At 42.4% G+C, this 21431-nt stretch carries 22 protein-coding genes; 16 read left to right on the plus strand and 6 right to left on the minus strand.

Translation table 11 applies throughout. The annotated features are described in order from the left end of the window. From FTV34_RS02595 to prfA, 3 genes are all read right to left on the minus strand, one after another. On the minus strand, positions 1-152 hold a 152-nt coding region (locus FTV34_RS02595), incomplete at its 3' end, for a DUF4372 domain-containing protein (RefSeq protein ID WP_141214591.1). Between the two features lie 137 nt (positions 153-289). Then, positions 290-1108, minus strand: coding sequence for a peptide chain release factor N(5)-glutamine methyltransferase (gene prmC, locus FTV34_RS02600; protein ID WP_180068738.1), 819 nt, complete (start codon positions 1106-1108; stop codon positions 290-292). After that, positions 1108-2196 carry a peptide chain release factor 1 gene (prfA, locus tag FTV34_RS02605; RefSeq protein ID WP_076753704.1) on the minus strand — a complete coding sequence of 363 codons (1089 nt, stop codon included), beginning with the start codon at positions 2194-2196 and terminating at the stop codon, positions 1108-1110. Before prfA ends, prmC begins: the two co-directional genes overlap by 1 nt. A 341-nt stretch (positions 2197-2537) precedes the next feature. Between prfA and FTV34_RS02610 the strand changes: the two genes are divergently transcribed. The 4 genes from FTV34_RS02610 to FTV34_RS02625 all read left to right on the plus strand — a co-directional run bounded on the left by FTV34_RS02610 (position 2538) and on the right by FTV34_RS02625 (position 5697). After that, complete coding sequence (locus tag FTV34_RS02610) at positions 2538-2966, plus strand: glycine zipper domain-containing protein (protein WP_004892936.1); 429 nt, start codon at positions 2538-2540, stop codon at positions 2964-2966. Between the two features lie 245 nt (positions 2967-3211). Then, positions 3212-3676 carry a hypothetical protein gene (locus tag FTV34_RS02615; protein ID WP_004815715.1) on the plus strand — a complete coding sequence of 155 codons (465 nt, stop codon included), beginning with the start codon at positions 3212-3214 and terminating at the stop codon, positions 3674-3676. 170 nt (positions 3677-3846) lie between these two features. Further along, positions 3847-4851 (plus strand): LLM class flavin-dependent oxidoreductase, encoded by a 1005-nt coding sequence (locus FTV34_RS02620; protein ID WP_180068740.1) that lies wholly within the window; start codon positions 3847-3849, stop codon positions 4849-4851. A gap of 282 nt (positions 4852-5133) precedes the next feature. Beyond that, positions 5134-5697 (plus strand): flavoprotein, encoded by a 564-nt coding sequence (locus tag FTV34_RS02625; protein WP_179992468.1) that lies wholly within the window; start codon positions 5134-5136, stop codon positions 5695-5697. 243 nt (positions 5698-5940) lie between these two features. Here FTV34_RS02625 and FTV34_RS02630 read toward each other — a convergent pair whose 3' ends face one another. Further along, the gene (locus FTV34_RS02630; protein ID WP_180068742.1) at positions 5941-6777 is read right to left on the minus strand and encodes a pyruvate, water dikinase regulatory protein; all 837 of its coding nucleotides are present in this window, start codon (positions 6775-6777) and stop codon (positions 5941-5943) included. 154 nt (positions 6778-6931) lie between these two features. Here FTV34_RS02630 and ppsA point away from each other — a divergent pair, with 154 nt between their 5' ends. The 12 genes from ppsA to alr all read left to right on the plus strand — a co-directional run bounded on the left by ppsA (position 6932) and on the right by alr (position 20069). Beyond that, the gene (gene ppsA, locus FTV34_RS02635; RefSeq protein ID WP_004783865.1) at positions 6932-9310 is read left to right on the plus strand and encodes a phosphoenolpyruvate synthase; all 2379 of its coding nucleotides are present in this window, start codon (positions 6932-6934) and stop codon (positions 9308-9310) included. Positions 9311-9727: 417 nt separating this feature from the next. Further along, complete coding sequence (locus FTV34_RS02640; protein WP_180068744.1) at positions 9728-10534, plus strand: RDD family protein; 807 nt, start codon at positions 9728-9730, stop codon at positions 10532-10534. Positions 10535-10835: 301 nt separating this feature from the next. Continuing rightward, positions 10836-11912, plus strand: a complete 1077-nt coding sequence (gene cyoA, locus FTV34_RS02645) for a ubiquinol oxidase subunit II (protein ID WP_180068746.1) — start codon at positions 10836-10838, stop codon at positions 11910-11912. A gap of 3 nt (positions 11913-11915) precedes the next feature. Continuing rightward, positions 11916-13904 (plus strand): cytochrome o ubiquinol oxidase subunit I, encoded by a 1989-nt coding sequence (cyoB, locus tag FTV34_RS02650; protein ID WP_166134966.1) that lies wholly within the window; start codon positions 11916-11918, stop codon positions 13902-13904. 4 nt (positions 13905-13908) lie between these two features. Continuing rightward, on the plus strand, positions 13909-14529 hold the full coding sequence (cyoC, locus tag FTV34_RS02655) for a cytochrome o ubiquinol oxidase subunit III (protein ID WP_004783873.1): 621 nt from the start codon (positions 13909-13911) through the stop codon (positions 14527-14529). After that, positions 14526-14855, plus strand: a complete 330-nt coding sequence (locus FTV34_RS02660) for a cytochrome o ubiquinol oxidase subunit IV (protein ID WP_171064814.1) — start codon at positions 14526-14528, stop codon at positions 14853-14855. The genes cyoC and FTV34_RS02660 overlap by 4 nt, the downstream gene beginning before the upstream one ends. 10 nt (positions 14856-14865) lie before the next feature. After that, positions 14866-15744, plus strand: coding sequence for a heme o synthase (gene cyoE / locus FTV34_RS02665; RefSeq protein ID WP_159123183.1), 879 nt, complete (start codon positions 14866-14868; stop codon positions 15742-15744). A gap of 284 nt (positions 15745-16028) precedes the next feature. Continuing rightward, on the plus strand, positions 16029-16415 hold the full coding sequence (rpsF, locus tag FTV34_RS02670; RefSeq protein WP_004696436.1) for a 30S ribosomal protein S6: 387 nt from the start codon (positions 16029-16031) through the stop codon (positions 16413-16415). 12 nt (positions 16416-16427) lie between these two features. Then, positions 16428-16655, plus strand: coding sequence for a 30S ribosomal protein S18 (gene rpsR / locus FTV34_RS02675; protein WP_004278792.1), 228 nt, complete (start codon positions 16428-16430; stop codon positions 16653-16655). A 9-nt stretch (positions 16656-16664) separates the two neighbouring features. After that, positions 16665-17111 (plus strand): 50S ribosomal protein L9, encoded by a 447-nt coding sequence (gene rplI, locus FTV34_RS02680; RefSeq protein WP_004783880.1) that lies wholly within the window; start codon positions 16665-16667, stop codon positions 17109-17111. Positions 17112-17327: 216 nt separating this feature from the next. After that, on the plus strand, positions 17328-18767 hold the full coding sequence (dnaB, locus tag FTV34_RS02685; protein WP_004783882.1) for a replicative DNA helicase: 1440 nt from the start codon (positions 17328-17330) through the stop codon (positions 18765-18767). Between the two features lie 231 nt (positions 18768-18998). Next, the gene (gene alr / locus FTV34_RS02690; RefSeq protein ID WP_180068748.1) at positions 18999-20069 is read left to right on the plus strand and encodes an alanine racemase; all 1071 of its coding nucleotides are present in this window, start codon (positions 18999-19001) and stop codon (positions 20067-20069) included. A 62-nt stretch (positions 20070-20131) separates the two neighbouring features. Here the strand turns inward: alr and FTV34_RS02695 are convergent, their stop codons facing one another. After that, positions 20132-20563: a BLUF domain-containing protein gene (locus FTV34_RS02695; RefSeq protein ID WP_180068750.1), complete on the minus strand. Its 432-nt coding sequence runs from the start codon at positions 20561-20563 to the stop codon at positions 20132-20134. A 114-nt stretch (positions 20564-20677) separates the two neighbouring features. Further along, complete coding sequence (locus tag FTV34_RS02700; protein ID WP_004783888.1) at positions 20678-21412, minus strand: proteasome-type protease; 735 nt, start codon at positions 21410-21412, stop codon at positions 20678-20680. Positions 21413-21431 lie beyond the last annotated feature (19 nt).

A 21431-nucleotide genomic window follows, 5' to 3' on the forward strand; every position in this document is an offset into this window, starting at 1 on the left:
GAGAATTGAGACATCAATATGGCAATAAACTGATCCCACCGGGAAGCCGCTCTAAATTTCTGTCCAACATGGTGCACTTTAGCAAGTTGTTCAAAATCCTGTCGCACAACAGGTTTAATTAGCTCATGAAATACGGTATTCTGATGTGACAAAACCTGAATCCTGGTCGTTAAAGTGTTTGTTTGCACTCATATTTTAACTGTTAGGACTCAGGTTTTTTTATTTAAAGCAAACTATGGGACAGCAGTGCCTATCCAGGTCGCTTTTTTATTATATCAAGCTTTAAAAATTAATGTGACCACTGACCTAAAGTTACCCGGTCATTTCCGCCATAATCTTTCACTGTACGGACCTGTTTATAGCCAGCTTGAGTAAACAGATGGCGGACCGCATCGCCCTGATCATAGCCGTGCTCAAGCACAACCCAGCCATTTACGGTCAGATGTTTTTTGGCTTGCTGAATAATCATCTCAATATCAGCCAAGCCATTTTTGTCTGAAACCAGCGCACGTTCTGGTTCAGTCGCCAGATCCTGCATATGTTCATCGGCTGCATCAATATACGGTGGATTAGAAACAATCACATCAAAGAACTGACGACCCAATGGTTTGAACCATGAACCCAATACAAACTGTACCTGAGACAAGTCATGCTGTTCAGCATTGAACTTGGCCACCTCTAGAGTCGGTTCATAAATATCAGTTGCAGTAACTGACCACGCTGGACGTTCCGAAGCCAAGGATAAGGCAATCGCACCAGTACCTGTCCCCAGATCTACCACACGGGCATCTTCAGGCAAGTCCAGCTTAAGTACAGTTTCAACCAATACTTCTGTATCGGGACGTGGCACCAACGTGTCTTTGGTGACTTTCAGATCCAATGTCCAGAATGGTTGTGAACCAGTCACATAAGCCAATGGCTCACCCGCAGCAATGCGCGCCAGAGCATCAACATAAGCCTGTTCCTGTTCAGGCATCAGTTCCTGATCCTTTTTCATCACCAGATCAAAAGAATCAATCTTGGTAATGTGTTCCAGCAACCAGGCATTTTCCTGACGTTCATAGCTCTCTGGTTCACCACGCAAAGCCAGCGCTTGTAAAATATTCATTATCCACCATTCTGCTGTGCGAGCATGGCAAGCTGATCCGCCTGATATTCACGGTGCAGGCTATCTAACAGTTCGGTCAAATCACCTTCCATCACCGCATCCAGTTTATATAAAGTCAAGTTAATACGATGATCAGTCATACGACCCTGTGGATAGTTATAAGTCCGGATACGTTCTGAACGGTCACCTGAACCTACCAGGTCACGACGCATTTCAGAAGTTGCCGCATCTGCTGCTGCACGCTTGGCATTTTCAAGACGTGACACCAGAAGCGCCATCGCTTTGGCCTTGTTCTTATGCTGTGAACGTTCGTCCTGACATTCCACCACAGTACCTGTTGGAATATGGGTAATACGTACCGCAGAATCGGTTTTGTTAATGTGCTGACCACCGGCACCTGATGCACGATAAGTATCAATACGCAAATCCGCCGGGTTAATGTCAACTGAAGTATCCACATCAACCTCAGGAAGAATCGCGACTGTACATGCTGAAGTATGTACACGGCCTTGGGATTCTGTTGCTGGGACACGTTGTACACGGTGTGCGCCACTTTCGAATTTCAGACGACCATAGACACCTTCACCATTGACCAGGCAGATCACTTCTTTATAACCGCCGTGTTCACCTTCATTTTCGGACAGGATTTCGATACGCCAGCCCTGACTCTCTGCATATTTACTATACATACGGAACAAGTCACCCGAGAAGATCGCTGCTTCGTCACCACCGGTTCCTGCACGGATTTCCAAATAAGCCGAGTTCGCATCATTCGGATCTTTCGGAATCATCAAAATGTTCAGATCTGCTTCCAGCTGTTCGATCAGGGCTTTATTTTCCTTGATCTCTTCCTGAGCCATTTCTTTAAAGTCAGGATCGCTCAGCATGGCTTGAGCAGTCTCGATATCTTCTTCAGCCTGTTTATATTTGGTCCATACTTCAGTAATTTCGGTCAGATCATTGTGCTCGCGGGAAAGCTGGCGAAAGCGTTTATTATCTGAAATGACTTCCGCATCTGCTAATAAGGCAGTGAGTTCTTCGTGACGGTCGGAGAGCTGGTCTAATCGTAAACGTAACGATTCTTTCATTTTTTAAAGTATCTCAAACTAAGGCTATAGCTAAATAAAGGTCTTAGCACAGCGAAATCAAAAATTGCGCCTAGTTTAACGATTCTCAGGCATAAAGAACATCTTTATTCAGTACAAGCTTTCTGCGGCTAAAGCATCCAGATAATTAACTTCCATACGATTAAAATCAACCTAACGCCTCTTTTTTAATCAATTTAATCCGCATTCTTTACTTATTTTACAAACTCGCAAATAAAGCATCTAAATATGGAGATCTTTCTTCACAATGTAATGACGATTTTTTGTTACATTTTCCGCCATCGATACACAATATAATCCGATCACGGATATGGAGTTCCAGCATGAAACTGAGCGCAGTTTTATTAAGTACCGCTTTAGCCGCAGGGTCAATGATGACCGTTAATGCTCATGCCGACAGCACTGCTCGTGTTGCTGCTGCAAGTGCATTAGGTAGTGTGGCTGGTACAGCTTTGGGTAAAAACATGGGGGGCAACACAGGTGCAACAATTGGTGCAGCTCTTGGCGGTGCTGGTGGTGCAGCTGTAGCAAGTAACAAGAAAAACCGTACTGAGTCTGCCATTGGTGGTGCTTTAGGTGGCGGTGCTGGTTATACCGTAGGTAAAAGCATGGGTGGCTCCAACGGTGGTTACATTGGTTCTGCGTTAGGAGCAGCAGGTGGTGCAGCTTTAGGTAATAAAATTGCCAAAGACAAAACAGCAGACCGTCGAGCTGAAAAACGTGCGAAACATTGGAAAAAACGTTACCGTTAATTCAGCTCTTATAGTGTCTCAATCGCATCTTACATTCGACATAAAAAGCACCTTCGGGTGCTTTTTTAATTACTTCTAAATGAGTCCAACTACTTGTAATACGTGAAAAATATTGTTTAGTAATTATGAATAAATTAAGGAGAGAAAAAACACATTTCGTCTACAGACTCTCCATGCTGTTTCGCTCTTGCTAGATTAAATTTAACTCATAGACAAATACAGCCATATATATAAAAGGTGTACTCATGAACTACAAATCTCTAATGATCGCGGTTGTTGCTACCTCAGCTATGGGCATGGGTATGACAGCAGCGAATGCGGGTAATACAACGAATACTGCTCTTGCTTCTGCACTTGGTGGCGTAGTTGGTGCTGCAGTAGGTAATAGAGTTGGTGGTACAACTGGCGCAACAATCGGTTCTGCAATCGGTGGTGGTGCAGGTGCAGCCATTTCAGCGAATAAACGTGACCGTAACGGTGCCATTATCGGTGGCGCACTGGGTGGCGGTGCAGGTTATGCCGTAGGTAAAAATATGGGTGGTAACAATGGTGGCCTGATTGGTGCAGCATTGGGTTCTGCGGGTGGTTCTGCACTTGGCAAGAAAGTAAGTGAAGACCGTCGTTATGATGACCGCTATGACCGCCGTTATAATTCCTCACGTAATTACCGTTATAACGACTACCGCTATAACAACCGTGGCCGTCGTTAATCGTTCAATACAAAGCTTAATCTCTTTTACAACCTTCCCTCTTTTAAGCATCCTCGGATGCTTATTTTTTTTGCCTATACATTTCGTTTACACTTATATCGTTTTTTTTCGATATACAAATCCGGTTGAACATCGTATGCTTTTAGTCATGTCAAATAAAGAGTAATATTATGCGTACGCTTAACGATACTCAGTTCTCCATTCTTGAACTGGTTCCTGTTCGTGACGATAAAACCATTCAATTCTCCCTGCAACATGCTCTGGAACTGGCACAAACCGCAGAAAAGCTGGGTTACCGCCGCATGTGGTTAGCCGAGCATCATAATATGGATGGTATTGCCAGTTCAGCAACTGCTGTCCTGCTTGGCTATTTACTGGCAAATACCAATAGCATCAAACTTGGCTCTGGCGGCATTATGTTGCCAAACCATGCACCCTTGGTAGTAGCAGAACAGTTCGGTACATTAGCGACTTTATATCCAGATCGTATTGAGCTGGGTCTAGGCCGTGCTCCTGGTACCGATCAAATGACCATGCGTGCTTTACGTCGTGGCCGTCAGGAAACTGAAGATCAGTTCCCGCAGGATGTTTTAGAAATTCTGCAATACTTTAAAGATCCGATTCCAGGCCAACGCATTGTGGCAACTCCAGGCCAAAGCACACACGTACCTGTGTGGTTATTAGGTTCGAGCCTGTTTAGCGCACAACTGGCAGCAAAACTTGGTCTACCCTATTCTTTTGCATCTCACTTTGCTCCGCGTATGCTTGGTCAAGCGATTCAATTGTATCGGGACAATTTCGAACCGTCTGAATATCTGGATCGTCCTTATGTTTCTATGGGCGTACCGACTTGTGTCGCAGATACAGATGAAGAAGCTGAATATCTGGCAACAAGTGCTTACCAGCGTGTCCTTGCCCTGATTCGCGGTCAAAGCCTGAAATTGAAAGCACCGATTGATTCTATGGAAGGACTCTGGTCACCACCTGAAAAAATGTCTGTCGACAATTTCTTTGCCATGGCGCAAGTGGGTTCCAAAGAAACTGTTAAAGCCGGTTTGGAAGCACTCATAGCAAAATATGATGTAGATGAGTTTATCTTCACCTGTGACATCTATGACACAGAGAAACGTCTGCATAATTTTGAATTGCTGATGCAGATCAAAAACGGGCAATAATGCTGTCTTGCTTTGCCTAATTTATTCTCATCTATATACCCATTCTTAGGAATGGGTATATTTTTTTTAAAACTTTATTTGAAAATCGTAAGTTTCCAAATGGATAAATTTATTTCTAAGATGGAGCTCCTGTTCTTTAATACATCTATCTCTTATTAAAAATACAATAGAAAAAAGAATGACTGTCTAAGTTAAATTTTGAACTTTACCGTTCTAGGGCTTTTGTTAATATCTATAACAAAGCAAATAAGACCAATTATTAAATAATTTCAAGGAAAAACAATGTCCACCAAGCAGGATGCATACGCGGGTATATTTGAGAATCGTCCCGAAAATTTCCAGCATTTTACTGGCATTAAAATGCCCTCTTCCCAGCTCGCTGAACTTGACTGTGCCGGAAAAGATATTGCGATTATCGGTACGGATCAATTTACCGTAAGCCAGCTCAACAAGATTAGCCAGCAAGCTCACTCAGTAAAAGTTTTTCAGATTAATCCGCAATTTGTATTGCCAGGTACTGAACGTGGTTTGCAGCGGTTATTAAATCACCCCTTAATCATTAAAAATCGACGCCTATTTAATAACCGAATTAAAAGCATTTTATCATTACGTTATCTAGAAAATCAGGTACAAAATTTATGGCTCAGACGCCAGCTCATGCCAAATCTTGCAGCCGCATCCAAAGTTTATCTTAAATCAGATCACTATTATGCTGCTCTGCAACGTGAAAATTGCCAGCTGATTACCTGGCCTATTGCAAAAATTTCCGAAAATAGTATTCATTGTATTAATGGAGATGAACATCAGGTTGAGCTAATTGTGCATACTTTTCAATCAGCAAGTTAATCTGTTTTTAGCACATAAGATTAAAAATTCGGAGTGTATTTGGAAAAATTTAGCTCTGCAAAATTGAATTTTTGATTTCATTGAATAGCAAAAAAATTTAAAAAACAATTACTACATTTTTTATTAAAATATTGAATATTTCAACAACTTATAATATTCATATTTTATTTCTATGAAAGCAGTATTTTTATTAATTTTTATCTATAAATCAGAGCCAAACTGAAGTCTGGCTCTGAATTCTTTTTAGCCAATTCGACGTTTTAGCCCTGTCATCTGTAAGACACGCGTTGAGATTTCTTCAATCGACATTTCCGAAACATTCAGGTACTTGATCCCTTCCGAAATATAGATGCCTTCAATTGCACGCAGTTCCATCTGGCACTGACTAAAGCTGGCATAACGGCTGTTGGCCTTACGTTCTGTACGGATTGCAACCAGACGCTCTGCATCAATCATCAGGCCAAAAAGCTTGTTTTTATGCGGTCTTAGCACTGCTGGCAGGCGGTTATCGTCCAGATCTTCTTCAGTTAGCGGATAGTTCGCTACACGAATTCCAAATTGCAAAGACAAATAAATTGAGGTCGGAGTTTTACCGGAACGCGATACGCCAATCAGGATCAGATCAGCCTTATCATAGTGACGCGTACGCGCACCATCATCGTTGTCGAGCGCAAAATGTACGGCATCAATACGCGCCTTATAAGACTCGGAATCGGTCACCGCATGGGTCTGACCGACTAAAGTCGTAGGTTCGGTACCAAGCTCTTCTGACAACTTACTAATAAGCCCTTCAAAAACATCAAGATTTATTGCATTTGCGGTATTAATGATGTCTCGCACATAGGGATCCACCAACGTATCGAAAACCAAAGGTTTTTGGCCATCTTTTTGGGCACGTTCATTGATCTCTGTGACCACATTCATGGCCGCTTCTTCAGAGCTAATATAAGGGATAATATGAATGTCAAAATCCACATGCGGAAACTGCGCTAACAGCGAGTGGCCAAGGGTTTCAGCAGTAATGGCAGTACCATCGGAAATAAAAAACACACTCCGCTGAATTTGTTTACCTTCTGACATTAAAATTCTCCTCAAACATTTGTCTTAGTACTATATAATCTTTATAGTAAACCGATCTTACATGACTGTCGCTTAGTAAAATCAAAAACCTAGAAGATTTGCTATACTCTCATGCCAAGATAGTGATTAATACTGCAAAAGTGGAGTAACAACTTTGGAAGCGCGCGTAATTGGTCTAGAAAAATTAGGGAAGCACGATGTTGAGCTTGTAGGTGGGAAAAACTCATCTCTGGGCGAAATGATCAGCCACTTATCTAATGCTGGTGTATCAGTACCAGGTGGCTTCGCAACAACAGCTGCTGCTTATCGTGAATTTCTCGAGCAAAGTGGCCTAAACGCTAAAATCAATGCAGAGCTTGCTGCACTTAACGTTGATGACGTCAATGCACTTGCTGAAACTGGTGCAAAGATTCGTCAATGGATTGTGGAAACTCCACTTACTGCTGAACTGGAAAAGGAAATTCGTGCAGCTTTTGCAGAACTTTCAAACGGCAACCCTGACATCGCGGTTGCCGTTCGTTCATCTGCGACTGCAGAAGACTTACCTGATGCTTCTTTCGCAGGTCAGCAAGAAACCTTCCTGAACATTCGTGGTATCGATAACGTTCTGATCGCGATCAAAGAAGTGTTTGCATCTTTGTACAATGACCGCGCGATCTCTTACCGTGTACACCAAAACTTTGCGCATGACGTGGTTGCCCTTTCTGCAGGCGTACAACGTATGGTTCGCTCAGAAACTGGTGCTGCTGGTGTAATGTTCACTCTAGATACTGAATCAGGCTTCCGTGATGCAGTATTCATTACAGCTTCTTATGGCTTGGGTGAAATGGTAGTTCAGGGTGCAGTAAACCCGGATGAATTCTATATTTCAAAACCGCTTCTAAATGCAGGCAAACACGCTGTACTGCGCCGTAACTTAGGTTCTAAACACCAGAAAATGATTTATGGTGAAGAAGCAGCTGCAGGTAAATCAGTTGTTGTGGTGGATGTAGAGAAAGCAGATCGTCAACAATTTGCATTGAACGATCATGAACTGCAAGAATTGGCTAAGCAAGCACTGATCATTGAAAACCACTACGGTTCTCCAATGGACATCGAGTGGGCGAAAGACGGTGATGACGGCAAAATCTACATCGTTCAGGCGCGTCCTGAAACTGTGAAGAGCCGTGAAAATGTCGGCACGATGGAACGCTACCTGTTAAAACAACGTGGTACTGTAATCTGTGAAGGCCGTTCAATCGGTCAACGTATCGGTTCTGGTAAAGTCCGCATCGTAACTTCAATTAAAGAAATGGACAAAGTACAAGACGGTGATGTACTTGTATCTGACATGACTGACCCGGATTGGGAACCAGTGATGAAACGTGCTGCTGCGATTGTAACTAACCGTGGTGGTCGTACTTGTCACGCTGCGATCATTGCACGTGAACTTGGGGTTCCAGCAATCGTAGGTTGTGGTAATGCAACTGAAGTACTGGTAGACGGTCAAGAAGTAACTGTATCTTGTGCTGAAGGTGATACTGGTTTCATCTACGAAGGTGCGCTTGATTTCGAAATCCAAACCAACTCTATCGAATCTATGCCAAAACTTCCGTTCAAAATCATGATGAACGTAGGTAACCCGGATCGTGCATTTGACTTCGCGCAAATTCCGAACGAAGGTATTGGTCTTGCTCGTCTAGAGTTCATCATCAACCGTATGATCGGTGTGCATCCTAAAGCATTATTGAACATCGACAGCCTGCCACGTGAAACTCGTGCTGCTGTACTTGCTCGTACTGCAGGTTATGCATCTCCAATCGAATTCTATGTAGAAAAACTGGTTGAAGGTATCTCTACTCTTGCTGCTGCGTTCGCTGACAAACCAGTGATCGTACGTATGTCTGACTTCAAGTCAAACGAATACGCTAACCTGATCGGCGGTAAACTGTACGAACCAGAAGAAGAAAACCCAATGTTGGGCTTCCGTGGTGCAAGCCGTTATGTATCTGATAACTTCCGTGACTGCTTCGAACTTGAATGCCGTGCACTGAAAAAAGTTCGTGACGAAATGGGTCTGACTAACGTTCAAATCATGATCCCGTTCGTACGTACTGTTGCTGAAGCTAAACGTGTTATTGAGCTATTAGGTCAAAACGGTCTGAAACGTGGTGAAAATGGTCTTAAAGTGATCATGATGTGTGAATTGCCAACTAACGCTTTGTTAGCTGAACAATTCCTTGAACACTTCGATGGTTTCTCTATCGGTTCAAATGACTTGACTCAGTTAACGCTTGGTCTTGACCGTGACTCTGGCATCGTTTCTCACCTATTTGATGAACGTGATCCAGCAGTAAAAGCACTGCTTTCTATGGCCATCCATGCTTGCCGTAAAGCCGGTAAATATGTAGGTATCTGTGGCCAAGGTCCTTCTGACCACCCAGATCTTGCACAATGGCTGATGGAACAAGGTATTGAATCTGTATCTCTTAACCCAGACTCAGTATTGGATACCTGGTTCTTCCTGTCTGAAGAGAAAGCTCAAAAGGCTTAATTCGCTCTATAAGAAAAGACCCTTTCATAGGGTCTTTTTTTATGTTCTCAATATTACCTAGATACTGTCTTAATCACATTTATAATTAAGCGATTAATCATATGTTTTTTGATTTAGCTGAAATCAAATTATTTACATAAGCATAAGCTTCTTAGTGTAATGACAAACAAATACCAACAAACAGTATGATAAAAAATTGCATAATTAAATTTAAGTGAATTTTCACATCTTGATAGCAAAATCATCAATCCTTGCTACACTGTCTCAATTATGGAGGAATTTGGTGATGAACATTCTTGAAAATCCTAAACTTATCCATATATTACACTTATATTCTTTTATTTGTTTTCAGCCTGAAAATACTTAAACTCCTAGTTCAATTTTTGTCTAAATTTATATTTTTGAGATTCAGTTTATATGCAGATTTACTTGGCACGAAATAATCAACAAGCTGGCCCATATACGCTCGAGCAATTAAATCAGATGCTTGCCAACCAACAAGTACTTCTGACTGATTTGGCTTGGCATCAAGGTATGACCGAATGGAAGGCTTTAGGTGAACTCACCCAAGGGAAACTGATCTATCAGCCTGAAGGCTATGTAGCACCAGAAACGCCAGCAACACCGACCTATCAGGCTCCACAGAACGCAACTGAGTCAAGTACAGACCATCTTCGTGCCCGCAGTTCTCAAAATGTTGTAGCAAAAAAAGAACTGGCGAGTATTCCAAGCCGTATTTTAGCCAAGATTGTGGATCTGCTTTTATGGCTGCCTGCGACGTTTATTTTGACCGCATTTTTTACTCCTGAACAGGAAACCCAATTCGCACAACTGAACCAGGAGTTTATGAATGTGATGTTAAGTAGTGACGCTGACCCTGCTCTGGCACAGCAACTACAAACTCAGATGTTTGACATGTTTTCACAGCAGGCCTGGATTGCGACTGCAATTTACCTAGTGATCATGCTCGCTATTCAGGCCTTTCTGATTGCCAAATCGGGTCAAAGTATCGGTAAAAAACTGACTAAAATTAAGATCGTAGATGCCGAGACTGGTGAAAAAACCAGCTTGATGCGCGCCTTCACTATTCGCAGTGTATTCTTTATTTTCCTGAATATTATCTTCATGCCACTCAGCACAATCATTGATTGGGCATTCGGTTTAGGGCAAAAACGTCAAACCGTGCACGATAAACTGGCAAAAACCCAAGTCGTTAAACAATAATTAGTTCTGCCATAAAATGGGATGTTTTGACATCCCATTTTCCTACATAACTTTGAAATTACAATAAAATTCCTATAAATATTCTTGAAACCCGACCGACAAAATCGGTTTTTATTACAGTCATTTAAAGCACCTTTATATATAGCTTAGTTTGGCAATATCAGGCATAATGCCCTACAACGTAGCGGTGTATTATGATTAGAAGGGTGTTTTGTAAAAAAACGGCCTCTTTTATCATGCGACACTTTAATCGCTATCCCATATTAAATTAGGGAATGGGACTCTTCACCGAGGTTGTAAAATGAGACAAACGATTTTAGCTGTATTGTCTTTATCAACGATGGCTGCACTTTTAACAGGGTGTGGTGGTGATCTAGTACTTCTGAACTCTAAGGGTCCAGTTGCAGCAGGCCAAAGTAGCCTGATGATGACTGCGATTTACTTAATGCTATTGGTGGTAATTCCATCAATTATCATGGCATTATGGTTCGGTTGGAAATATCGCGCATCGAATAAAGACGCAGACTATAAACCTACATGGGCACACTCTACTGCAATTGAAATTGTAGTTTGGGGTATCCCTGTCATTATTATTGGTATTTTAGCTTGGTTAACTTGGTGGGGTTCCCACAAGTACGACCCATACCGCCCACTTGAGGCAGATAAAGCACCATTAACAGTTCAGGTCATTGCTGAACAGTTCAAATGGATCTTCATCTACCCAGAACAAAACATTGCGACTGTAAACGAAATTCGCTTCCCAGAGAAAACTCCGGTAAGTCTTCGTTTGACTTCTAACTTCACGATGAACTCATTCTTCATCCCTGCGTTAAGTGGTCAGATCTATGCAATGGCGGGTATGCAAACTCACCTGAACTTAATGGCAGACGAAACTAGCCCAGCTGAAGGCTACCGCGGTTTCTCTTCTAACTATTCAGGCTATGGCTTCTCACAAATGCGCTTCCGTGCACATGCTGTGACTGATGCTCAGTTTGCTGAATGGGTAGCTGCAGTTAAAGCAGGTAACGGTACTTCAGTAAATCCAGAAGCAGTTCAAAAAACTGTTTTAGACCAAGCTGAATTTGCAAGCTTGCGTGACGGTAACCGTGGTAAACACCAAATCGAAGCGATTATTGCAAAAGCTACGACTCCTGAAGAGAAGGCTGCTGCTGAAGCAATGAAGCCTTACCCAACTAAGCCACATCCAGTGACTTACTACTCTTCTGTTGAGCAAGGTTTGTTTGAATCTGTGATCAATAACTACATGAGTAACTATCACGGTGCTGATCACTCAGCGTCTTCTGTTGCTCACCAGGAAGCAGCTGCTTCTGAAGCACATGTAGATGTTGAACATGCGACTGCTTCTCAAGGAGAATAATTCATGAGCTTCTTAGGTAAGTTAGGTCCAGATGCAATTCCGTACGATCCAATCGTACTGGTAACTGTTGCAATGATGATCTTAGGTGGTATCGCAGTTGTTGCAGGTATTACCTACTTCAAAAAATGGGGCTACCTGTGGAACGAATGGTTCACATCTGTAGACCATAAAAAAATTGGTATCATGTATATCTTTGTATCAGTGATCATGCTGGTACGTGGTTTCGCCGATGCGATCATGATGCGTCTTCAGCAGTTCCTTGCAAAAGGTGGCGGCGAAGGCTACTTGCACCCAGAACACTATGACCAGATCTTCACCGCACACGGTGTGATCATGATCTTCTTTGTGGCAATGGGTCTTGTTGTTGGTTTAATGAACATCTCTGTACCGCTTCAAATCGGTGCACGTGACGTTGCATTCCCATTATTGAACTCTTTAAGCTTCTGGCTGTTCGCTGGTGCTGCGGGTCTGATGATGGCTTCACTTGCGATTGGTGAATTCGCTGCGACTGGTTGGATGGCTTATCCTCCACTATCAGGCATTGAATACTCTCCTGGCGTCGGTGTGGATTACTACATCTGGGCACTGCAGATTTCAGGTCTGGGTACGCTATTAACGGGTGTTAACTTCTTCGTTACCATCATCAAAATGCGTGCGCCTGGCATGAAACTGATGGAAATGCCAATCTTTACCTGGACATCTTTATGTACAGCAGTATTGATTATCGCGGCATTCCCAGTGTTGACTGCTACTATTGCAATGCTGTCTCTTGACCGTTACTTCGGCTTCCACTTCTTCACAAACGAGCTAGGCGGTAGCCCAATGCTTTATGTGAACTTGATTTGGACTTGGGGTCACCCAGAAGTATACATTCTGGTATTACCAGCATTTGGTATTTACTCTGAAGTTGTATCGACTTTTGCTCGTAAAGCTTTGTTCGGTTACAAATCAATGGTGTATGCAACAGTTGCAATTACAGTATTGTCATTCGTTGTATGGGTTCACCACTTCTTTACCATGGGTGCAGGTGCCAACGTTAACGCGTTCTTCGGTATCATGACCATGATTATTGCGATTCCTACTGGTGTTAAAATCTTCTCTTGGTTGTTCACTATGTACAAGGGTCGTATCGTTTACACTACCCCAATGCTATGGACACTTGGCTTCCTTGTGACTTTTGGTATCGGTGGTTTAACAGGTGTATTGATGGCAGTTCCACCAGCGGACTTCCTGGTACACAACTCTTTATTCCTGATCGCTCACTTCCATAACGTAATTATTGGTGGTGTAGTATTCGCGATGTTCGCGGGTATTATCTTCTACTGGCCGAAAATGTTCGGTTGGAGACTGAATGAGACTTGGGGTAAAGCAGCATTCTGGTTCTGGTTCTTTGGTTTCTACTTTGCATTCATGCCACTTTATATCCTTGGTTTCATGGGTATGACTCGTCGTCTGAATACATTTGATAACCCAGACTGGGATCCATATGTAAACATCGCAATGTTCGGTGCTGTTCTAGTTGCACTTGGTATTGTATGTTTCATCATGCAAATCGTTGTTGGTTTCCTACAACGCGATCAACGTCTAGATTTGACTGGCGATCCATGGGATGGTCGTACGCTTGAATGGGCTACATCTTCTCCTGCTCCGTTCTATAACTTTGCTCATCTTCCAAAGATCAATGGTATTGATACTTTCTGGATCGAGAAAGAAAACGGTGTTGCTTATGCAAAACCTACGAAGTACGAAGATATCCATATGCCGACTAACCGTGCTGCTGGTTTCATTATCGCAATGTTCATTACTGTTATGGGCTTCGCGTTAATCTGGCACATCTGGTGGTTAGTAGCGGTTACTTTCGTAGCAGCTATCATCAGCTTCATCGTGTCTTCTTTCACCAAGAAAGTGGATTACTATGTTCCTGCTGCTGAAGTTGAGCGTATTGAAGGTGAACGTTATGCGATCCTTGAAAAACACTTGAAGAAGGACTAAGACCATGGCTGAAGTACTTCATCACGATAACCACGGACACGATGAGCATCATCATCACGATGATACTGACATCACTGTCTTTGGTTTCTGGACTTACTTGATGAGTGACCTTATCCTTTTCGGTACACTCTTCATTGCATTCGCTGTTTTAAGTAGCCACGTTCCATTAGGCACTCCAAGCGCGCGTGATCTGTTTGGTGATTCATTAGGCTTCGTTTTAACTGAAACGTTTGCCCTTTTGATCTCTTCCGTAACTTTTGGTTTTGCCGTTCTAGCTGCCTACAAGAAAAACGTTGGTCAGGTTCTTACCTGGTTAGCGATCACTTGGTTATTCGGTGCTGCCTTCATCGGTATGGAACTTTATGAGTTCAATCATTTAGTTCATGCTGGTCATGGCCCTAGCACTTCTGCGTTCCTGTCTTCGTTCTTTACGCTGGTAGGTACGCACGGTATCCACGTGACTTCAGGTTTGGTATGGATGATCGTGTTAATGATTCAAATCAAGAAATATGGTTTGACTCTACCTAACACTCGTCGTCTTGCGTGCCTAAGCTTGTTCTGGCACTTCCTTGACATCGTATGGATCTGTGTATTCAGCGTAGTTTACTTGATGGGAGTTCTATAATGAGTCATGATCATAACGCTGCTGGCGAATCACACGGTAACATGAAGCAATATACTGTTGGCTTCATCCTGTCTGTTGTCCTTACTGTAATTCCATTCGGTATGGTCATGGCAGGTGGTTTTAGCCGCGGTATCTTGATTACTGCTATTGCAATTACTGCAGTCGCTCAGATTCTTGTGCAATTAATTTACTTCTTGCACATGAACTCTTCTTCGGAGCAACGCTGGAACGTAATTGCATTTGTGTATACCATCTTAACCATCGCTATTCTTTTAGTGGGTTCTGTATGGATCATGAACTACCTACACTACAACATGATGATCTAAACTGGTTGTCATGCTGAAAAAGTATTTATTCCTGACTAAGCCAGGAATTCTCTTCGGTAACTTTGTTACCACTTTGGGTGGCTACTTCGTAGCCACTCAAGGTTCTGTAGATTTCCTTCTCCTGCTTCTTACTCTTATTGGTACTACTCTCGTAGTGGCATCAGGATGTGTGGTCAATAACGTTATTGATCAGGACATCGACCAAAAAATGCAGCGCACGCAAAATCGCGCACTTGTCAAAAAAACCATTTCTGTACCTGTTGCTCTCACCTTTGCTTTTGTACTGGGTTTGATCGGTTTTGGCATTTTATGGTTCTGGGTAAATGCATACGCTTTCCTATTCGCAGTTATTGGTTTTGTCGTATACGTTGGTTTTTACAGCTTATGGACAAAACGAACAACTATTCACCAAACACTGGTAGGCAGTATTTCTGGCGCAGCACCGCCTGTGATCGGCTATACCGCAGTTGCAAGCCAGTTTGACCTGGGGGCCCTACTGATTTTTCTTGGGTATGCACTCTGGCAAATGCCTCATTCATGGGGAATTGCAGTTTACCGTTTTGAAGATTACAAAAATGCAGGCATTCCAATTCTGCCTGTCGCCCGTTCAATTCGACGTACCAAGATCGAATCTTTGATCTACGTGATATTGTTCGGAATTACCATGAATGCTTTATTTGTTTATGGTTATGCAAACTGGATCTATCTGGTGGTATTAAATCTGATGACGCTTTACTGGATCTATCTCAGTATTCAGGGCTTTAAAGCTGAAGATGATCAGGCATGGGCAAAACAGTATTTCATGTTCTCGGTCAAACTGATTACCGTGATCAGTATTATTTTCAGTTTTACTTCTACTGCCCCGCAGAATCCAATCATATTCTTTTAAGTAGATAGAGTTTTACTCTATCTTTTTTTATTTCTTCACTAAATACATAATCCCTTCCGAGCTTACTTAAAGTAACTTTGTTTCCTTTAGATACTTAACTCTTGTAAATTTTTTATTTGTTTCCATACCTGCTCAAACATTCATCATCTGGCAAGATTTGCTTGTATTTCAGCCCCAAAACCACTAAACTTCACGCTTCGCATATTATGCGACACAACCAAGGTTGTGACTCCTTGCTTCAATTTCACTTAAATTGGGGCTGTTTAAACCGTAAGGAGCTGACAATGCGTCACTACGAAATCGTACTATTGGTACATCCAGACCAAAGCGATCAAGTTGTGGGTATGGTAGAACGTTACCTAACTCACATCAAAGAAGCTGAAGGTCAAATCCACCGTCTTGAAGACTGGGGCCGTCGTCAATTGGCTTACCCAATCAACAAGATCCACAAAGCTCACTACATTCTGATGAATGTTGAGTGTGGTCAAACTACTCTTGATGAGCTAGAAGAATTGTTCCGTTATAACGATGCAATCATTCGTAGCCTTATCATCCGTCGTGAAAACGCTATCACTGAAGAGTCACTATTGGCTAAGAGTGCTGAAGAAAAACGTGCGCGTAAAGCTCAACGTGAAGAAGCACAACAAGCTCAAGACTCTGCTGAAGCATAAGGAGAACCTAACATGGCACGTTTTTACCGTCGTCGCAAGTTCTGCCGCTTTACAGCTGAGAACGTTACGTACATCGACTACAAAGATATCGACACTTTAAAACAGTACATCACTGAAAACGGCAAGATTGTTCCTAGCCGTATTACAGGTACTAAAGCTCGTTACCAACGTCAGCTAGCACTTGCTATCAAACAAGCTCGCTACTTGTCTTTGATCCCTTACACTGACAATCATAAGTGAGGTTGAGCTGTGGATATTATCTTATTACAACGCATTAAAAACCTTGGTAAACTTGGTGATAAAGTTTCAGTTAAAGCTGGTTACGGCCGTAACTACTTGATCCCTCAAGGTAAAGCAGTTGCAGCTACTGAAGCTAACACTGCTGCTTTTGAAGCTCGTCGTGCTGAACTTGAGAAACAAGAAGCTGAAGTATTAGCTGCTGCTCAAGCACGTGCTGACCAATTGAACGAAGTAAACATCGTAATCACTGCGAAAGCTGGTGATGAAGGTAAACTGTTCGGTTCAATCGGTACTCGTGACATCGCTGACGCGTTGACAAATGCTGGTCTTACAGTTGACCGTGCTGAAGTTCGTCTTCCAAATGGCGCACTTCGCAACACTGGTGAATTCAACATCGCAATCCAATTGCACCATGATGTTGCTGCAGAAGTTCTGGTTACTATCGTAGCTGAGTAATTTCTCACCGAAAAAAGGGCATGCTTTGGCATGCTCTTTTTTTATCTCTAAAAAATATAATCTGCTCAACAGTAGAAAATTCAATTTATTCTTCGCGTTCACAAAAAATTGCACTTCGCATTTTGGATCAGACCGCGTATCATTTCATCTCGTAGTGAATAAACCTTATTCATCTCCGACAATATTTAACCATTGTATTTAAAATCAGGGATTTATATGTCACAGGCGAATGCCAGCAAAAAGGCACCTACCGCTAAACCAGAAATTGTTGCTGATACCCAACTTAAGGAGTTCCGTACTCCCCCGCACAATTTAGCGATTGAACAGGCTGTACTTGCTGCCCTTATGACTGTGGCTGAATCTTTTGAACAAGTCGGCGATGTACTTACCGAAAATGATTTTTATGCGACCCGGCATAAATATATCTTCCGTGCCATTGAACAGCTTTCTAAGGAAAACTCGCCTTATGATGCAGTACTGGTTCATGACTGGCTGATCAAGCAGAACTTACTCGATGCGGTCGGTGGTGAAGAATATTTAATGCAGCTGATGGCTGATTCGCCTTCGAGTTTCTATAACCTGGAAACCTATGCCGGCAAAATTAAAGAGTTCTCTACTTTACGTAGCATGATCAAGGTCAGCTCTGAAATTTTACAGAATGCCTATGACACTAAAGGCCGTCCGGTGAGTGAAATTCTAGATCTGGCTGAAACTAATATTTTCTCGATTGCCGAACAACATAATAACAATGCCAAGGCTCAAGGCCCAAAAGCCATTAATACCGTTGTCGCAGACGTATTCGATAAGCTAAATGAACTTTCTCAGCTTGAAGGTTCAATTACCGGTCTGACCACCGGTTTCGTGGAACTGGACAATAAAACTTCCGGTATGCAGGCTGGCGACCTGATTATTGTCGCAGCCCGTCCTTCTATGGGTAAAACCACCTTTGCCATGAACCTGGTCGAAAGTGTGCTGTTTAACAACAACCTCCCTGCACTGGTCTATTCGATGGAGATGCCAGCGGATTCAATCGCGATGCGTTTGATTTCCTCTTTCGGCCGCGTGCATCAAGGTCACTTGCGTGCTGGTAAAATGGACAGTGATGAATGGTCAAAAGTGACCAGTACCATTGTGCATTTACAGGAAAAGCATCTTTATATTGATGACTCCTCTGCACTTCCACCGACTGAGGTTCGTGCGCGTGCGCGTCGTATTGCTAAAATGCATGGCGGTAAGCTCGGTTGTATCATGGTCGATTATCTTCAGTTAATGAAAGTGCCAGGTATGGGTGATAACCGTGTCGGCGAGATCTCGGAAATTTCCCGAAGCTTAAAAGCCTTGGCCAAAGAGATGCAGTGCCCTGTGATTGCCTTATCACAGTTGAACCGTTCTCTGGAGAACCGTCCCAACAAACGCCCGGTGATGTCCGACCTTCGTGAGTCTGGTGCGATCGAGCAGGATGCCGACTTGATCATGTTTATTTACCGTGACGAGGTTTATAACAAGGAATCGAAAGAAGCCGGTACTGCCGAGATTATTATTGGTAAACAGCGTAACGGTCCAATTGGTACAGTTCGTCTGGCATTTGAAGGTCAATATACCCGTTTCAGTAATCTCTCTCCTGAGTTCTATGCCCAGTATGATGATGAAGAGTAAGCATTCAAGATTAATCTGTTTCCCAAAAAGAGGCCGAAATGGTCTCTTTTTTATTTAGAATGCTTGCTTTGCATGAAATTATATAAATGAGCATGTCCATTTATGGTAGATAGGTCTACAATATTTGCAATTTTGAAATGACCGCTTTTGTTTTCACAATCCTGTTATTTCTCTCCCTCTTTTGTGTGTTCCACACGATATTATTTTTGTCATCCCGCAGGAGTATCTAGGGTGCGCCAAGCTACAGTTTATATTGACAGTGAAGCACTGCAATATAATTTAAACCGTGTCAAACAACTTGCCCCAACCGCTAAAATCGTCAGCATGGTCAAAGCCAATGCTTACGGACATGGAGTTAAAGACTGCTTAGCAGCCTTAAAAGATAGTGATGCCTTTGGTGTCGCCTGTCTGGAAGAAGCGCTGGAAATTCGTGAACTCGGCTACCAGCAACCCATTACGCTGATCGAAGGCATTTTCTCTGCAGATGAAATGCAGGTTGTGATCGATCAGAATATTGAAGTCATTGTGCATCATCAGCCACAACTGGACTGGTTACTGGCAAATAAAGAAGCCTATATTGCGAAAGGCCTAAAAGTTTGGGTAAAACTCAACAGCGGTATGAACCGTCTTGGTTTTAAAATTGATGTAATTAAAAATGTGATCAATCAATTAAAAGCAGAAGGTTTTACCTGCGTGCTGGCGATGCACTTTGCCAATGCTGATGCGGAACATCCTCTCAATGAACAGCAAATCCGGCAGTTCTTGGAAGTGAAGAATGACTGCGCACCTTTAATGGGTTCTTGCTGTAACTCAGCTGCGATCTATAAATATCCAGAATTGCATTTTGACTTTGTTCGTCCGGGCATCATGCTCTACGGCGCGACTCCATTTGCAGACAAGACTGTACATGATCTAGATCTAAAACCAGTCATGACTTTTACCGCTGAAGTGATTGCATTGAATAATATCAAACCTGGTGAACATGTCGGTTATGGTTCAACTTTTACTGCTGACAAAGACATGACCTTGGCCATTGTTTCTATCGGTTATGGTGATGGTTATCCACGTGCTTTCCCGAAACAGAACTATGTAGCGATTAATGGTCAGCAAACCCGTGTGATTGGCCGTGTGGCAATGGACATGATTGCCATTGATGCAACTGGTCTCAATCTGGAATTAGGTACTGAAGTCGAACTATGGGGCAAATCCCGTCTGGTTGATGATGTAGCTGAAGCCAATGGTACGATTGGTTATGAATTGCTTTGCCGTATGTCTGCCCGCCCGGTACGCAAACTGGTTTAAAGAAAAACTATTTAAAAATAAAAAAGCCCAACTCATGTTGGGCTTTTTTATATTGTCAGCATTCAAGCTGATTTTTGCTCTTCATTTTCGATTAATGACAGTTCAAATAGTAAGGCATCTACTTGTTCCTGGTTAAAATCGCATGGTGTAAAAACCTCAAATCCCATTTCTTGGCAGAATTGTTGAATGGAACTGCGTTTAGAAATATATTTCATTGACCAGTCGCCAAAAGTACGCTGCTCAATCTCTTTGGTTTCAAATAGTTTAATATTTTTATGGCGTGGATCTTTAGACAGTCTCTCTGTCAGTAAAGCTTTTAAAAGCAGACATTCCCCTTCCAGGCACTGGAAAAAATGTCCATCAGCAAAATAAAGCACCCCTGTTATTTGATTAGAATGATTAAAATCACGTGCTTCTTTAAGGATATCCGTTAAATCTTGAAGTAAGTCGGCTTTGGACGAGGTACTTTCACTGGCGTAACAAAATTGGTACATGCGGCTAACCTCTATTCTTATCTATGCAATATCGTATAGAAGTTAGCACTGTATACTAAACGGTCAATTTTTGCTAATACTTATAAGAAAAAATTATTTATAATTCTATAAATATTATAAGAAATAGTCATTCGATGGTGTAGGCAATTCAGCTAGGCCTTTCTTTAAAGTTTCAGACCATTGCCGGCTAATATCCGTAAAATACTCATCGTCTTCAGCAATACGCTTACCCTTTGGCATCATTAAGCTGTCTTTTTTATAGACGAGTACATCTAGCGGCATACCGACAGATACATTTGAACGTAAGGTAGAAGCAAAAGAAATCAGAGAACAACGTAATGCCTCATCGAGTGGCATATCATAGGTCAGAGCACGATCCAGAATCGGCTTACCATATTTACTCTCACCAATCTGGAAATATGGCGTATCCCGTGTCGCACAAATAAAATTGCCTTGCGGGTAGATATGATAGAGCTGCATTTCCTGATTTTTAATCTGGCCGCCGACCAGAAAATTACAATAGTAAGTACTTTGTTCTAAACTATCATCCGTCACATTGGCAATTACTTTTTTGAGCGTATTACCCACCAGTTCCGCGACATCAAACATGGTCGGTAAACTCAGGATATTCGGTTCCTGCCTAAGTTCCAGCTGATTTCTGATATGTCCGATCACTGCCTGTGTTGTTGCCAGGTTTCCGGAGGCCTGGAGTACGATAACGCGTTCCCCATCTACCCCAAAGGTATATAATTTTCGAAAAACCGAAATATGATCCACACCAGCATTGGTGCGTGTATCACTGATAAATAGCATACCTTGCTCTAAACGAAGGGCACAACAATACGTCATTTTTTGTCCTTATTAATGA

The organism is Acinetobacter sp. YH16038 (assembly GCF_013417275.1).
Classification (GTDB): Bacteria; Pseudomonadota; Gammaproteobacteria; order Pseudomonadales; family Moraxellaceae; genus Acinetobacter.

Bases quoted from the DNA above. Each gene is read 5' to 3' on its own strand.
- prmC (WP_180068738.1), bottom strand. From the start codon at position 1,108: ATGAATATTTTACAAGCGCTGGCTTTGCGTGGTGAACCAGAGAGCTAT.
- prfA (WP_076753704.1), bottom strand. From the start codon at position 2,196: ATGAAAGAATCGTTACGTTTACGATTAGACCAGCTCTCCGACCGTCAC.
- FTV34_RS02610 (WP_004892936.1), top strand. From the start codon at position 2,538: ATGAAACTGAGCGCAGTTTTATTAAGTACCGCTTTAGCCGCAGGGTCA.
- FTV34_RS02615 (WP_004815715.1), top strand. From the start codon at position 3,212: ATGAACTACAAATCTCTAATGATCGCGGTTGTTGCTACCTCAGCTATG.
- FTV34_RS02620 (WP_180068740.1), top strand. From the start codon at position 3,847: ATGCGTACGCTTAACGATACTCAGTTCTCCATTCTTGAACTGGTTCCT.
- FTV34_RS02625 (WP_179992468.1), top strand. From the start codon at position 5,134: ATGTCCACCAAGCAGGATGCATACGCGGGTATATTTGAGAATCGTCCC.
- FTV34_RS02630 (WP_180068742.1), bottom strand. From the start codon at position 6,777: ATGTCAGAAGGTAAACAAATTCAGCGGAGTGTGTTTTTTATTTCCGAT.
- FTV34_RS02640 (WP_180068744.1), top strand. From the start codon at position 9,728: ATGCAGATTTACTTGGCACGAAATAATCAACAAGCTGGCCCATATACG.
- cyoA (WP_180068746.1), top strand. From the start codon at position 10,836: ATGAGACAAACGATTTTAGCTGTATTGTCTTTATCAACGATGGCTGCA.
- cyoB (WP_166134966.1), top strand. From the start codon at position 11,916: ATGAGCTTCTTAGGTAAGTTAGGTCCAGATGCAATTCCGTACGATCCA.
- cyoC (WP_004783873.1), top strand. From the start codon at position 13,909: ATGGCTGAAGTACTTCATCACGATAACCACGGACACGATGAGCATCAT.
- cyoE (WP_159123183.1), top strand. From the start codon at position 14,866: ATGCTGAAAAAGTATTTATTCCTGACTAAGCCAGGAATTCTCTTCGGT.
- rpsF (WP_004696436.1), top strand. From the start codon at position 16,029: ATGCGTCACTACGAAATCGTACTATTGGTACATCCAGACCAAAGCGAT.
- rpsR (WP_004278792.1), top strand. From the start codon at position 16,428: ATGGCACGTTTTTACCGTCGTCGCAAGTTCTGCCGCTTTACAGCTGAG.
- dnaB (WP_004783882.1), top strand. From the start codon at position 17,328: ATGTCACAGGCGAATGCCAGCAAAAAGGCACCTACCGCTAAACCAGAA.
- FTV34_RS02695 (WP_180068750.1), bottom strand. From the start codon at position 20,563: ATGTACCAATTTTGTTACGCCAGTGAAAGTACCTCGTCCAAAGCCGAC.
- FTV34_RS02700 (WP_004783888.1), bottom strand. From the start codon at position 21,412: ATGACGTATTGTTGTGCCCTTCGTTTAGAGCAAGGTATGCTATTTATC.